The organism is Streptomyces sp. NBC_00259, from assembly GCF_036181745.1.
Classification (GTDB): Bacteria; Actinomycetota; Actinomycetes; order Streptomycetales; family Streptomycetaceae; genus Streptomyces; species Streptomyces pratisoli.
In genome coordinates this window covers 4,451,326-4,465,000 of sequence record NZ_CP108080.1, presented here as the reverse complement: position 1 = coordinate 4,465,000, position 13,675 = coordinate 4,451,326, and the positions used below count along the sequence as shown (strand labels likewise).

Below are 13,675 nucleotides of genomic sequence, written 5' to 3'. Positions count from 1 at the left end.
ACTCACCCGCAGAACATTCTCTGGGGCTTTCCTCCGGGCGCTTCCCTTCGTGTTTCCAGCTTAACAGATCCGATTTCCGTTTCTGCCACCCGCTGGAGCGGGCTGCCGGGCCGTTCTTCCGCTTTCGCGTTTTCCCTTTCCGGCGGTTCCGACTCTATCAGATCCTTTCGGGCCTGATTCCCAGTCAGAGGGGGTTGTCCTCCCGGCCCTTCGGCCGTTCCGACGAGTGAGACTTTAGCGGAATCCTGGTCTCCGACGCTAATCGGGTCGCGTCCGTTCGAACGCGGATTCCTCATTTCGCAAAAGCACACGGAAAGCGAGGCGACAGCACGTCGCTCGCTTGTTGTGGATCTTGCGGATTGGCTGTCCGGGGCCGACCGGAGTCGGTGCTCACGTCGAACAACCCGGAGAACACTACGGATCTGCGATTCGCGTGTCAACCCGAGGTCGAGGGCGTAGCCTCTACTCATGACTACGTGTGCATGCTTCCTTCAGTGGTGGGCCGCCTGACGGCGGCCGGCACTCACGCATGCACCCAACGGCCGCCGCTCTCGGCGGCCGTTCGTGTTTTCCCCTCCGGGAGGCCGGTCGCTGGTCGCGGCGGCTCCGACAGGAGAGGGAGACGGACGGATGAAGCGGACCTTCAGTGGGATCAAGCCGACCGGGCATCTGACGCTGGGGAACTACCTCGGTGCCGTGCGGCAGTGGGCCGAGGTGGATCAGCACCGGTCGGATGCGCTGTTCAGCGTCGTGGATCTGCATGCCCTGACCGTCGAGCACGATCCGGCACGGGTGCGGAGACTCAGTCGGCAGGCGGCGACGCTGTTGCTGGCTGCCGGGCTGGATCCCGAGCGGTGCACCGTATTCGTACAGAGCCATGTGGACGAGCACGCCCGGCTCTCGTACCTGTTGGAGTGCACCGCCACGGACGGCGAGATGCGGCGCATGATCCAGTACAAGGAGAAGGGTGCGCGGGCGCGGGCCGCCGGGGAGAGCGTGCGGCTGTCGCTCCTGACGTATCCCGTGCTGATGGCCGCGGACATCCTGGCGTACGCGACGGACGAGGTCCCGGTCGGTGACGACCAGGCCCAGCACGTGGAGCTCACCCGGGACCTGGCCGTGCGCTTCAACCAGCGGTACGGGCATGTCTTCACCGTGCCGAAGGCGACGCATCCGCGGGTGGCGGCTCGGGTGATGGATCTGCAGGACCCGACGTCGAAGATGGGGAAGTCGGCTGAGGGCGGGGCCGGGGTCGTCTATCTGCTGGACGACGCGGACACGATCCGGCGCAAGATCATGCGGGCCGTGACGGACAGCGGGCAGGACGTCGTCCACGACCGGGAGACCCGGCCGGGGGTGGCGAACCTGCTGGAGATTCTTTCCGCCTGTGAGAACGGGAACCCCGAGGCCTTGGCCGGTGTATATGAGTCGTACGGCGCGCTCAAGAAGGACACGGCCGAAGCGGTGGTGGAGCTGCTGAGGCCGTTGCGGGAGCGGCACGCGGAGCTGGCGGCCGATCCGGCGTATGTGGATGAGGTGCTGAGGGCGGGGGCCGCGAGGGCCCGGGGCTTGGCCCGTCCTCTGGTGGATCGTGCCTATCGGGCGATCGGGCTGCTTCCGGCCGGCTGACGGAAGGCTGCCCGGTGGTCGCGCGGGCTGTGGCGAGGTGGCCGACGCTGTGCCGGCGCGTGGTCGCCTCGCTGCCGAAGTCCGTAGGGCGCGCGATTACAGGGATGGGGTGATCTGTGGGTTCGAGGAGTTTCTGAGCTGCTGCGACGCGTCGGCGCGGGCCACCGTCGTGTCGCCGCACGGCGGTGGTTCGTCACGGTGGCGATGACGCGGGAGCTGGTCGCCGCCGCGGGCGGGTGAGCCTCAGCCGTTGCCGGAGGCGAGCTCGCGGCTTCGGTCGCGGGCCGCTTCCAGGGCGGCGATGAGGGCGGCGCGGACGCCGTGGTTCTCGAGCTCGCGAATGGCACTGATGGTGGTGCCGGCCGGGGAGGTGACGGCTTCGCGGAGCTTGACCGGGTGCTCGCCGGAGTCGCGGAGCATCACGGCGGCGCCGATCGCGGCCTGGACGATCAGGTCGTGGGCCTGGGACCGGGGCAGGCCGAGGAGGATGCCGGCGTCGGTCATGGCCTCGACGAGGAAGTAGAAGTAGGCCGGGCCGGAGCCGGAGAGCGCGGTGGCGGCGTCCTGCTGGGACTCGGGGACGCGGAGGGTCTTGCCGACGCCGCCGAAGATCTCCTCGGTGTGGGCCAGGTGTTCGGCGGTGGCGTGGCTGCCCGCGGAGATGACGGACATGCCTTCGTCGACGAGGACGGGCGTGTTCGGCATGACACGGACGACGGGGGTGTTGGGAGCGAGACGGTCCTGGATGGTGGCGGTGGTGATTCCGGCCGCGGCGCTGATGACGAGACGGTCGGCGGAGATGTGGGGGGCGAGTTCGTCGAGGAGTTTGTTCATGTCCTGGGGCTTGACGGCCAGGATGAGGATGTCGGCGCGCTTGGCGGCGTCGGCGTTGGTGACGGCTTCGACGCCGTAGCGGGTGCGGAGCTCCTCGGCGCGTTCCGCGCGTCGGGCGGTGACCAGCAGGGTGGAGGCGGGCCAGCCGGCCCTGATCATCCCGCTGAGCAGGGCCTCGCCGATCTTGCCGGTGCCGAGGACTGCGACTGTCTGGGTCATGCGGGTCACCTCGCCGGTGGGGATGTGCTCATTGCGGTACGTGGATGAGTGATCCATGTACGGCAACATCCTCGCACCGGTGAGGTGGAACCGTCGGAGGTGTCCGATGGGCGGTCACGCGGTGCGACGGCGGAGTGTGGCCGCGCCGAGCGAGAGGACGAGGAGGGCGCAGGCGCCGACGATGAGGACGTCGCGGATGAAGTCGGCGGTGACGTCGGTGTGGTGGAGGACTTCGTTCATGCCGTCGACGGCGTACGACATGGGCAGGACCTTCGAGATGCCTTCGAGGACGGGCTGCATGTTGTCCCGGGCGGTGAAGAGGCCGCAGAGGAGGAGCTGAGGGAAGATCACGGCCGGCATGAACTGGACCGCCTGGAACTCGGAGGCGGCGAAGGCGGAGACGAACAGGCCGAGTGCGGTGCCGAGCAGGGCGTCCAGGAGGGCGACGAGGAGCAGCAGCCAGGCCGAGCCGATGACGTCCAGGCCGAGGAACCAGAGCGCGAGTCCGGTGGCGAGGGCGGACTGGATGACGGCGAGGAGACCGAAGGCGACGGCGTACCCGGCGATCAGGTCGGCTTTGCCGAGGGGCATGGCGAGCAGCCGTTCGAGGGTGCCGGAGGTGCGCTCGCGCAGGGTGGCGATGGAGGTGATCAGGAACATCGTGATCAGCGGGAAGATGCCGAGCAGCGAGGCGCCGATGGCATCGAAGGTCCCTGGGCTGCCGTCGAAGACGTAGCGCAGGAGCAGGAGCATCACGCACGGCACGAGGAGCATCAGGGCGATCGAGCGCGGGTCGTGCCGCAGCTGGCGCAGTACGCGGGCGGCGGTGGCGAGGGTGCGGGCCGAGTTCATCGGGCGGTCTCCTGGAGGGCGTTGGCCGTGTCGACGAGGTGGAGGAAGGCCTCTTCGACGGTTGCGGTGTCGTTGCGGCGGCGGAGGGCTTCGGGGGTGTCGTCGGCGAGGAGTTCGCCGTCGCGCAGGAGCAGCAGCCGATGGCATCGCTCGGCCTCGTCCATGACGTGGGAGGAGACGAGGATCGTGGTGCCCCGGTCGGCGGCGATGCGGTGGAAGAGGTCCCACAGGTCGCGGCGGAGGACCGGGTCGAGGCCGACGGTGGGTTCGTCGAGGACGAGCAGTTCGGGTGTGCCGAGCAGGGCGACGGCGAGGGAGACCCGGCTGCGCTGGCCGCCGGAGAGTCGTCCGGCGAGGGCGTCGGCGTGGTCGGCCAGGTCGACGTCGGCGATGGCCTGGGTGACGTGCCGGCGGCGGCGCTCGGTGGCGGCGCGGCCGGGGTCGAGGATCGCGGCGAAGTAGTCGAGGTTCTGGCGGACGGTCAGATCGTCGTAGACGGAAGGGGCTTGGGTGACGTAGCCGATACGGGAGCGGAGGGAGGCGTCGCCCGCGGGGCGGCCGAGGACGTCGAGGGTGCCGGTGGCCTTGGCCTGGGTGCCGACGACGGCCCGCATCAGGGTGGACTTACCGCAGCCGGAGGGGCCGAGGAGGCCGGTGATCTGGCCGGGTGGGACGTCGAACTCGAGGTCGCGCAGGACGGGTCGGGTGCCGCGGACGACGCTGAGGGCGCGGGCGTGGACGGCCGCTGCCGGAGCCGACCCCGGTGGTTTATTCATCATGCGATGAATAAACCACCGGGGTCGGATGGGCGTCAAGATGCGGACCGCGAGCGATCTGTGCCCATCCACCCCGCCCCGCGGGACGATTGCGCGGAAACCACCTGAAGCGAACGGCCGGTGGAGCGGGCGGTCGGTGGAGCGGACGGCCTGTTCCTTGAGAACACGGGGGTGGGGGGGCGTCGGCGTGGTCGGGCTGGGTCAGGCGGCCGTCATGACGAGGTCGCGTGGGCGCCCGCGGGAATGGCCGCAGGGTTCGCGTGAGAGACCGGTCGCCGCGGCGAGGTCGGTGTTCGGACCATCGAGGCCGCCCGGACGGCTTCGTCCGTGTCGACGGCATCGGGGTGCGCGAGGGGTATGCGAGGGGATGGCTCTCCTCGGTCCGTGCGCCCCGCGCCGTCAGGACCGTACGGACGAGGTTCCGGCCACGGGCCGCATGGGACGAGGCATTCAGGAAGGGGCGAGGGTGACGGTGAGGTCCACCCCGAACGACTCCTCCACCACCCCGTCCGGGAACCGCTCAAGGAGGTGGGCACGCTCGTCGGCCAGGACGGGGGCGGCGGCCTCGGGCCCGATCGCGGCGAAGTAGGAGCGGCTGCCGAGATGGGCGAGATGGAGGTCGAGGGGAACGCGTCGCGTCCAGTGCAGCCGGCGGTAGACCGGCGCGAGGTCGGGGTCGAGACCACGGATGATGGCGGCGGCCCGGTAGGTGACGCCGTGCGCGTGGTACCCGGGGAGACGGCGGGCGAGCCGGGCCTCCTGTTCCCTGGTCCAGGTGACGTCCGGGTCCGGGACGTTCCACCAGAGCGCGAGGGCACCGTGCGGGCGGGCGAGGACACGGAGGGCCTCCGGGACCGAGCGCGCGGGGTCGGTCCAGTGCCAGGCCTGGGCGTAGGTGACGAGGTCGGCACTGCCCGTGGCGAACGGCAGCGCGTCGCCCACGGCCCGCACCAGCGGTACGCCGGGGAGCGCGCGGCGCAGGACTCCGGCCATGGCGGGGCCGGGCTCCACGGCGACGACACGGGCGCCGCGCTCGTGCAGCAGGCGGGTGGCGATGCCCGTACCGGCGCCGACGTCGAGGACGCGTGAGCCCTTGAGCGGGCGGCCGGTCAGTTCCTCGACCGCGTCGAAGAGCACGGGAGGGTAGCTGGGACGGGCGGCTTCGTACTGGGCGGCGACGGAGTCGAACGAGAGAGCTCGGCTGCGGGCGTCGGGCGCAGGACGGGCGTCCGGTGCTCGCTCGGCATCAGGCAAGGACTCGAAGTCGGGTGCAGGCTGCTGGGCGGGCGCAGGCGTCATGCCCCTCATCATGACGCGGGCATGGCTACTTGCGCTTCGTGTTCCGCTTCGGCTTCTTCCGTGCGGCGGGGTTGCCGGCGCGCGTGCTGCGACGCTTCTCGTACTGCGCGAGGGCCGTCTCGTACTCGCCGCGCCGCAGCTTCTCCCCCGGCGCCTCGGTCAGCGAGCGGAAGAAGTACGCGAGCAGCGCACCGATGAAGCCGATCATCCGCAGGCTGCGCAGGGACTCGTCCCGGGCCGGGTCGGCGGGGCGCCGCGCGAAGCCCTCCCATGTCTTGCGGAAGGCAATGGCGCTGCACACCGCGAACATGACCACCACGAGCGCGTTGACGAAGCCGCCGGTCTCGGCGGTCTCCAGGCCCTGGTACGCGAACCGGAGAACGAGGCACCCGGCGGCCGCCGCGGCGAGCGAGCCCACGGCGACGCCGGCGCGGCGCAGGCCGTACCCGCCGTCATGGTCGACCCAGGTGGTGCCGAAGAACCGGATCTCCTCGGGCTGCGGGCCGGTGCGGACCGCGCCAGGCTCGCCTCCGGTGCCGCCGGCGGTCCCGCTGCCAGGGCCGGGGCCGCTTTCGGCCGCGGCACCGGAGGCGCGGCCGCTGTTCGGGGAGGCTTCGTGGTTCTCGCTCACGGAGCCGATTATCCCTGTCCCGCCCCGCGGCCCGGGGCGGGACAGGGGCCTGCCGTCAGGAGCAGCGCACGGCGACGTATCCGTCGCTGCCCGTGTTCACGTACGCGTCCGCGACGTACTCGCCGTTGGCGATGTTGTCCCAGAGGTTCGACGTGCCGTAGGGACCGGTGACCCTCTCACCGGGCTTCTGGCAGTTGATCGGCACGCTGACCCCGTACGTCAGGACCCGGATGAGCCGGTACGAGGTGCCGGGGCCGCCGCGGACGTTGAGCCGCACGCCGGGCGCCACCGGGTAGCGCCTGACTCCCAGCGACTCGGCAGCCGCCGCGGTTCCCTCGATCTCTTCGCTCGCTCCCGCCTCTTGGGCGGCTTCGACCTCTTCGGTCACTGTGGTCGCCGTGGTCGCTTCGGCTTCTTCCAAGGCCATGGGCCCTCCCCCGTGATGATGAGCACTCTGCGCCGCGCAGGCTAGCAACCCCCGGCGGCCCTGTACGCATCATCGACTAGGCTCCGTGAGTCGCTCTTGCGGACGAAACACAACGGGGGTGGGCCGTGCCGCCGGTGAGCAGTGCCGGGCAGGTCCCGGAAGCGGAGCATCCGGAATTCGCCGGGCGCTACCGGCTGGAGGAGTGCCTGGGCTCGGGCGGAATGGGTGTCGTCCATCTCGCCACCTCCGCCTCGGGGTTGCGTCTCGCGGTCAAGGTCGTGCATGCCGCGTATGCGGCGGATCCCGAGTTCAGAGCGCGGTTCCGGCAGGAGGTGGCCGCGGCCAGGAGGGTCAGCGGCGCCTTCACCGCACCGGTCGTGGACGCGGATCCCGAGGCGGAACGGCCTTGGATGGCCACGCTGTTCATCGACGGCCCGACGCTGTCGGAGCGGGTGAAGCGGAACGGCCCGCTGGACGCCGCGGAGCTGGCCCGGGTGGGCGCTGGGCTCGCCGAGGGCCTGCGTGACATCCACCGCGCCGGTGTCGTGCACCGCGATCTGAAGCCGAGCAACGTGCTCCTCGCGCACGACGGCCCGAAGGTCATCGACTTCGGTATCTCACGCCCCACGGACAGCGATCTCCGCACGGAGACGGGCAAGTTGATCGGCACGCCGCCCTTCATGGCGCCGGAGCAGTTCCAACGTCCACGCGAGGTCGGCCCCGAGGCCGATGTGTTCGCGATGGGCGCGGTGCTGGTGCACGCGGCCACCGGCAGGGGACCGTTCGACTCGGACAGCCCGTACATCGTGGCCTACCAGGTGGTGCACAACGAGCCGGACCTGGCGGGCGTGCCCGAGGAACTGGCCCCGCTGCTGCTGCGGTGTCTGGCGAAGTCGCCCGCCGAACGCCCGACGCCCGACGAGCTGATGGCCGCGCTAAGGCCGTTGACCCAAGGAGCCGGCTCCCAGGACACGGCCCCGTTCATACCGGCGCAGCGGCGGCCCACGGGCGCGGCCACACCTCCCACGCCACCGGCCGTCCCGACGCCCTCCCCTCATCCGTCCAGGAGATCCGAGACATCCAGGACGTCCGAGGCGTCCACGGCGTCCACGGCGAAGAAGCGGCGGATCCGCCGGGCTGCCGCCTCCATCGCGATCGCCGCGCTGGTCACGGGCGGGATCCTCGGCCTCCGCGCGGCGCTGGAGGACACGGCCCCCACGAGCGCACCGGACAGCAGGACCGCAGAGACGTTCCGCCCGTGGTCCGTCCCGCTCCGGGAAGGCGACGGCGAGAACAGGACCCCCGTCTGCACGCACGCCCCGGCGAATGCCCCGGCGGACGCCGCGACGGACGCGGGACTGTTCTGTACGGCTCCCGGGCTCAAGGCGGCCCGGCTGAACCCTGCCGACGGCGCCATCACCTGGTCGGTCAAGGCCACCGGAGAATCCGCCGACAGCGACGTGGACATGCCCCCGACCCTGTCCGGCGGGCTCGTCCATGTGAACGCGCCCGACGGCGCGGGCGGCCGCCGGCTCGAAGCGCTCGATCCTGCCGACGGGAGCGTGCGCTGGAGCACCGGCATCTCCTCGTACGCCTCGGTGGCGTACGCGGGCGACACCGTGCTGCTCGTCGCGAACGACGGAAAGGTACGGGGCCTGGACGGCGCGACCGGGCAGGAACGCTGGACCGGACGGCGCGGCGGACCCGGCACGCAGTGGGTGTCCGCGCCCGGCGCCGACGGCCCGGCACTCGCCGTCACGGGCTCGGCCGACGGCCGCACCGGCCGGGTCACGGCCGTCGATCCGGTCACGGGGACCGTGCGGTGGGAGAAGCGGCTGAACGGCCGGCTCACTCCCGTGGAGGTCTCGGGCGATGCCCTGTTCCTGCTGTCGGCCGACGCCGAGGCCTACACGTCCGCCGTGGTGCGCCTGGACCTGACGGACCGTTCGGTGCGCCGGGTGCCGCTGCAGACTCCTGTCGACCAGGCGCAGGCGGCGGTCCGCGGGGACACCGTCTATCTGGCCGGGTCGGGAGGTGCGTTGCTCGCGGTCGACACCCGACCGGGCACGGACGCCCGCACCGCCCAGCTCTGGCGGCTGGAGACGTCGGTGACCCGGGTGTCCCGGCCGGTCGTCTCCGGCGCACGGCTCTATGTGACGGCGGCGGACGGCAGGCTGCTGGCGGTGGACGCCGAACGAGGGGCGCTGCTGGGCCAGACGAAGCCCCGTATGGACGACGGCCGTTACACCTTCGCGCCGATGCTGCCCGCTCCGGTCGCCGCTTCCGGCACGGTCTTCGCGACCGCGCCGGACGGTTCCGTCTTCGGCGTGGAGGCCACCGCCCCGGCGCGCTGGTGAGGTGAGCGTGCCGGGAGGCGGCGACCGCCGTCAGCCCAGCTGTGACACGTCCCGCACGGCGCCCTTGTCCGCGCTCGTCGCCATGGCCGCGTACGCGCGCAGCGCCGCCGACACCTTCCGCTCGCGGTTCTTCGGCGCGTAGACCCCGCCGAGTGCCTCACGGCGCGCGGCGAGCGTGGCGTCGTCGACGAGCAGCTCGATCGAGCGGTTCGGGATGTCGATACGGATGCGGTCGCCGTCCTCGACGAGGGCGATCGTGCCACCCGACGCGGCCTCCGGAGAGGCGTGGCCGATGGACAGGCCCGACGTACCGCCGGAGAAGCGCCCGTCGGTGACGAGGGCGCAGGCCTTGCCCAGGCCGCGGCCCTTCAGGAAGGACGTCGGGTACAGCATCTCCTGCATACCGGGGCCACCACGCGGGCCTTCGTAGCGGATGACGACGACGTCGCCCTCCTTGACCACCTTGGAGAGGATCTTGTCGACGGCCTCGTCCTGCGACTCGCAGACGACGGCGGGACCCTCGAAGGTCCAGATCGACTCGTCGACGCCGGCGGTCTTCACGACACAGCCGTCCTCGGCGATGTTGCCCTTGAGGACGGCCAGGCCGCCGTCCTCGGAGTAGGCGTGCTCGACGGAGCGGATGCAGCCGCCCTCGGCGTCGACGTCCAGCGACTCCCAGCGCTCGGACTGGGAGAACGCGGTGGCGGAGCGGACGCAGCCGGGGGCCGCGTGCCACAGCTCGACGGCCTCGGCGGACGGCGATCCGCCGCGGACGTCCCAGGTCTTGAGCCATTCGGCGAGCGACGCCGAATGGACGGTGTGGATGTCCTCGTTCAGCAGCCCGCCGCGGTACAGCTCGCCGAGGATCGCGGGGATGCCGCCGGCCCGGTGGACGTCCTCCATGTAGTACGTGCCGCCGGGGGCGACGTTCGGCGCGACCTTGGCCAGGCACGGCACACGGCGCGAGACGGCGTCGATGTCGGTCAGGTCGTAGCCGAGCTCGGCCTCCTGGGCGGCGGCGAGCAGATGGAGGATGGTGTTGGTCGAGCCGCCCATGGCGATGTCGAGCGCCATGGCGTTCTCGAAGGCCTCGCGGGTGGCGATGTTGCGGGGCAGGACGGATTCGTCGCCCTGCTCGTAGTACCGCTTGGTGATCTCGACGATCGTGCGGCCCGCGTTCTCGTACAGGGCCTTGCGGGCGGTGTGGGTGGCGAGGACCGAGCCGTTGCCGGGGAGCGCGAGGCCGATGGCCTCGGCGAGGCAGTTCATGGAGTTGGCGGTGAACATGCCGGAACAGGAGCCGCAGGTCGGGCAGGCGTTCTCCTCGATACGGAGCACGTCCTCGTCCGACACGTTCTCGTTGACCGCGTCCACGATGGCGTTGATCAGGTCGAGCTTGCGGACGGTGCCGTCGACGAGGGTGGCCTGGCCGGCCTCCATCGGACCGCCGGAGACGAAGATCGCCGGGATGTTGAGGCGCATGGCGGCCATCAGCATGCCGGGGGTGATCTTGTCGCAGTTGGAGATGCAGATCAGCGCGTCCGCGCAGTGCGCCTCGACCATGTACTCGACGGAGTCCGCGATCAGTTCCCGGGAGGGCAGCGAGTACAGCATGCCGCTGTGGCCCATCGCGATGCCGTCGTCGACGGCGATCGTGTTGAACTCACGGGGCACCGCGCCCGCCGCCAGGATCGCGTCGGAGACGATCCGGCCGACCGGGGCGAGATGGGTGTGCCCGGGCACGAACTCGGTGAAGGAGTTGGCGACCGCGATGATCGGCTTGCCGATGTCCGCGCCCGCTACGCCCGAGGCTCGCATAAGGGCACGGGCGCCCGCCATGTTGCGGCCGTGGGTGACTGTGCGGGACCTCAGCTCGGGCATCGTCGCTCGCTCCTTCAGGCAGATATGGCTGTTGTCGAGCCTACGCCGCTGCTCCAAGATCTGGACTTCCTGTCCGGAATGCGGGACGGAGGTCCGCCTTTCGGTCAGCTCCGGGACCTGCTCTCCCTCCCCTGCCGACCGTGCCCCGGCCGCGCCCTCGGCGCACGGGCCTCACGCCTCCCGCGGATCGGTCTCAGACCCGCCGCGCCGTCGGCCTCACTCCTCCGTGAGGTACCGCTGCAGCGTCGGCGCGACCAGCTCGATGATGTCCTCAGGATCCGCCGAGGCCAGCGGCTCCACCTGGATCACGTACCGCAGGATCACGATGCCGATCATGTGCGAGGCGGCCATCTCGGCCCGGAACTTCGGGTCCGGTACGTCCAGCTCCGCCGCCACCCGCTCCAGCAGCCGTCGCAGCACGAACCCGCGCAGCACCTTCGCCGCCGCCTCGTGCGTCATCGCGGAACGGATGATCGCGAGCAGCGGGGCACGTGTCGCGGGACTTTCCCAGACCCCGATGAAGAACCTGGCCAGCCGCTCCCCGATGCCTTCCGTGCCCTCACCCAGGACGGCCGGGATGACGTTCGCCGGCTCGAAGGACACCTCGATCGCGGCGGCGAAGACCTCGTCCTTCGTGCCGAAGTAGTGGTGCACGAGGGCGGGATCGACGCCTGCCGCCTTGGCGATGCCCCGGACGGACGTCTTGTCGTAGCCGCGCTCGGCGAACTCCGTACGGGCCGCTTCGAGGATGCGCTCACGGGCGCCGGGGCCGGTGTCCGCCTCCTTACGGGCGGGGCGGCCGCGCCGCCTGGGCGCCGCGCCGGTCATGATCCGCCCGCGCCCGCCGCACCCCTGGCGCCCTTGGCACGTCCGGCACGTCCACCTCCGGCACTGTCGAGACCGTCGGCACCGCCGCCACCCTGCGCCGGCGCGCTCGCCGACGCCAGGTGCAGCCGGGTGTAGGCCAGCGCCTCCGCGAGATCGGCCTCACGTTCCGCGGCGGACATCGCCCGCCGGGTGTTGACCTCGATGACGACATGGCCGTCGAACCCGGTGCCCGCGAGGTGCTCCAGCAGCTCCGCGCACGGCTGGTCACCGCGTCCCGGCACCAGGTGCTCGTCCTTCGCCGAACCCTTGCCGTCCGCGAGGTGCACGTGCCCGAGCCTGTCGCCCATCCGGTCGACCATGGCCAGGGTGTCCGTACGGGACGTGGCCGTGTGCGAGAGATCGATCGTGAAGTGCCGGTAGTCCTCTTTGGTGACGTCCCAGTCGGGGGCGTACGCGAGCATCTCGCGGTCGCGGTAGCGCCACGGGTACATGTTCTCGACCGCGAAACGCACGTCCGTCTCGTTCGCCATCCGCCAGATGCCGGAGACGAAGTCGCGGGCGTACTGCCGCTGCCAGCGGAACGGCGGGTGGACGACGACGGTCGACGCACCGAGCTTCTCGGCGGCCGCCTGCGCACGCTGCAGCTTCACCCAGGGGTCGGTGGACCAGACACGCTGGGTGATCAGCAGACAGGGCGCGTGGACGGCCAGGATGGGCACCTGGTGGTAGTCGGAGAGCCGGCGCAGTGCCTCGATGTCCTGGCTGACGGGGTCGGTCCAGACCATGACCTCGATGCCGTCGTAACCGAGGCGCGCGGCGATCTCGAAGGCCGTCGCCGTCGACTCCGGATAGACGGAGGCCGTCGACAGGGCGACCTTCGCATCCGGGATGCGCACCACTGGTTCTGCCACGAGGGACAGATTACGGGCCCGCATCAGAGGCCGGGGAGGTGGTCCAGGCGCCGGAGGATGACGCCCTCGCGCAGCGCCCACGGGCAGATCTCCAGCTCGTCGACGCCGAACAGGTCCATCGCGGCCTCCGCGACCAGGGCTCCTGCCAGCAGTTGCGCGGAACGGCCCTCGGAGACTCCGGGCAGCGTGGCGCGCTGCGCCGCGGTCATCACGGCGAGCTTGGGGACCCACTCCTCCAGTGACGTACGACTCAGATCGCGCTGTATGTACAGGCCCTCGGCGGAGCGCGCGGCGCCCGCGATACGGGCGAGCTGCTTGAAGGTCTTGGACGTGGCGACGACGTGGTCGGGACGCCCCGAACGGTTGAACTCACCGACCGTACGGGCGATCTGCGCCCGTACGTGGCGGCGCAGCGCCCGTACGTCGTCCGGCTCCGGCGGGTCGCCCGGCAGCATCGCGGCGGTCAGCCGCCCGGCACCGAGCGGCAGGCTGACGGCGATGTCCGGGTCCTCGTCGATGCCGTACGCGATCTCCAGCGAACCGCCGCCGATGTCCAGGACGAGCAGCTTCCCGGCCGACCAGCCGAACCAGCGGCGGGCGGCCAGGAAGGTGAGACGGGCCTCCTCCTCGCCGGTGAGGACCTGGAGGTCGATGCCGGTGACGGCCTTGATCCGGGCCAGTACCTCGTCGGCGTTGGCGGCCTCGCGGATCGCGGAGGTCGCGAAGGGGAGGACGTCCTCGCAGCCCTTGTCCTCGGCGGCCTGCACGGCGTCGTCGAGGGTCGCGATCAGCCGGTCGACGCCGTCGGCGCCGATCGCTCCCTTCTCGTCGAGCAGTTCGGCGAGGCGCAGCTCCGCCTTGTGGGAATGGGCGGGCTGCGGCCGGGCTCCGGGGTGTGCGTCCACCACCAGCAGGTGCACTGTGTTCGAACCGACGTCGAGGACTCCGAGTCTCATGTACGGAACGCTACTGCGGTGACGCGCATACGCTTGACTCGTGCCAAAGACGAAAAAGGCGAAGCCGGACAAAGC

General features: G+C 71.0%; 12 protein-coding genes. 2 read left to right on the top strand and 10 right to left on the bottom strand.

The annotated features are described in order from the left end of the window. The first annotated feature begins 630 nt into the window (after nt 1-630). Nucleotides 631-1,629, top strand: a complete 999-nt coding sequence (gene trpS, locus OG766_RS20220) for a tryptophan--tRNA ligase (RefSeq protein ID WP_328725920.1) — start codon at nt 631-633, stop codon at nt 1,627-1,629. Between the two features lie 243 nt (nt 1,630-1,872). Here trpS and proC read toward each other — a convergent pair whose 3' ends face one another. From proC to OG766_RS20190, 6 genes are all read right to left on the bottom strand, one after another. Beyond that, a complete protein-coding gene (gene proC, locus OG766_RS20215; RefSeq protein ID WP_266381235.1) occupies nt 1,873-2,682 on the bottom strand; it encodes a pyrroline-5-carboxylate reductase in 810 nt (269 codons plus the stop codon). A gap of 114 nt (nt 2,683-2,796) precedes the next feature. Then, nucleotides 2,797-3,534: an ABC transporter permease gene (locus tag OG766_RS20210; protein WP_266381234.1), complete on the bottom strand. Its 738-nt coding sequence runs from the start codon at nt 3,532-3,534 to the stop codon at nt 2,797-2,799. Further along, entirely contained in the window at nt 3,531-4,313 is a 783-nt protein-coding gene (locus OG766_RS20205; RefSeq protein WP_328725919.1) for an ABC transporter ATP-binding protein, read from the bottom strand. The genes OG766_RS20210 and OG766_RS20205 overlap by 4 nt, the downstream gene beginning before the upstream one ends. Before the next feature lie 447 nt (nt 4,314-4,760). After that, the gene (locus tag OG766_RS20200; RefSeq protein WP_328725918.1) at nt 4,761-5,609 is read right to left on the bottom strand and encodes a class I SAM-dependent methyltransferase; all 849 of its coding nucleotides are present in this window, start codon (nt 5,607-5,609) and stop codon (nt 4,761-4,763) included. A 25-nt stretch (nt 5,610-5,634) separates the two neighbouring features. Continuing rightward, on the bottom strand, nt 5,635-6,240 hold the full coding sequence (locus tag OG766_RS20195; protein WP_385478092.1) for a hypothetical protein: 606 nt from the start codon (nt 6,238-6,240) through the stop codon (nt 5,635-5,637). A gap of 55 nt (nt 6,241-6,295) precedes the next feature. After that, entirely contained in the window at nt 6,296-6,667 is a 372-nt protein-coding gene (locus OG766_RS20190) for a peptidase (protein WP_266381232.1), read from the bottom strand. 125 nt (nt 6,668-6,792) lie between these two features. Between OG766_RS20190 and OG766_RS20185 the strand changes: the two genes are divergently transcribed. Continuing rightward, complete coding sequence (locus OG766_RS20185) at nt 6,793-9,024, top strand: serine/threonine-protein kinase (protein ID WP_328725917.1); 2,232 nt, start codon at nt 6,793-6,795, stop codon at nt 9,022-9,024. 30 nt (nt 9,025-9,054) lie between these two features. Here the strand turns inward: OG766_RS20185 and ilvD are convergent, their stop codons facing one another. The 4 genes from ilvD to OG766_RS20165 all read right to left on the bottom strand — a co-directional run bounded on the left by ilvD (nt 9,055) and on the right by OG766_RS20165 (nt 13,600). Further along, nucleotides 9,055-10,905 carry a dihydroxy-acid dehydratase gene (ilvD, locus tag OG766_RS20180; protein ID WP_266381230.1) on the bottom strand — a complete coding sequence of 617 codons (1,851 nt, stop codon included), beginning with the start codon at nt 10,903-10,905 and terminating at the stop codon, nt 9,055-9,057. 216 nt (nt 10,906-11,121) lie between these two features. Then, a complete protein-coding gene (locus OG766_RS20175; protein ID WP_266381229.1) occupies nt 11,122-11,733 on the bottom strand; it encodes a TetR/AcrR family transcriptional regulator in 612 nt (203 codons plus the stop codon). Then, nucleotides 11,730-12,644: a sugar phosphate isomerase/epimerase family protein gene (locus tag OG766_RS20170; RefSeq protein WP_266381228.1), complete on the bottom strand. Its 915-nt coding sequence runs from the start codon at nt 12,642-12,644 to the stop codon at nt 11,730-11,732. The genes OG766_RS20175 and OG766_RS20170 overlap by 4 nt, the downstream gene beginning before the upstream one ends. A gap of 23 nt (nt 12,645-12,667) precedes the next feature. After that, nucleotides 12,668-13,600 (bottom strand): Ppx/GppA phosphatase family protein, encoded by a 933-nt coding sequence (locus OG766_RS20165; RefSeq protein ID WP_266381227.1) that lies wholly within the window; start codon nt 13,598-13,600, stop codon nt 12,668-12,670. Nucleotides 13,601-13,675: the final 75 nt, after the last annotated feature.

Coding starts and splice junctions, on each gene's coding strand:
- OG766_RS20205 (WP_328725919.1), bottom strand. CDS start 4,313: ATGATGAATAAACCACCGGGGTCGGCTCCGGCAGCGGCCGTCCACGCC.
- OG766_RS20210 (WP_266381234.1), bottom strand. CDS start 3,534: ATGAACTCGGCCCGCACCCTCGCCACCGCCGCCCGCGTACTGCGCCAG.
- OG766_RS20165 (WP_266381227.1), bottom strand. CDS start 13,600: ATGAGACTCGGAGTCCTCGACGTCGGTTCGAACACAGTGCACCTGCTG.
- OG766_RS20175 (WP_266381229.1), bottom strand. CDS start 11,733: ATGACCGGCGCGGCGCCCAGGCGGCGCGGCCGCCCCGCCCGTAAGGAG.
- ilvD (WP_266381230.1), bottom strand. CDS start 10,905: ATGCCCGAGCTGAGGTCCCGCACAGTCACCCACGGCCGCAACATGGCG.
- OG766_RS20200 (WP_328725918.1), bottom strand. CDS start 5,609: ATGACGCCTGCGCCCGCCCAGCAGCCTGCACCCGACTTCGAGTCCTTG.
- trpS (WP_328725920.1), top strand. CDS start 631: ATGAAGCGGACCTTCAGTGGGATCAAGCCGACCGGGCATCTGACGCTG.
- proC (WP_266381235.1), bottom strand. CDS start 2,682: ATGACCCAGACAGTCGCAGTCCTCGGCACCGGCAAGATCGGCGAGGCC.
- OG766_RS20190 (WP_266381232.1), bottom strand. CDS start 6,667: ATGGCCTTGGAAGAAGCCGAAGCGACCACGGCGACCACAGTGACCGAA.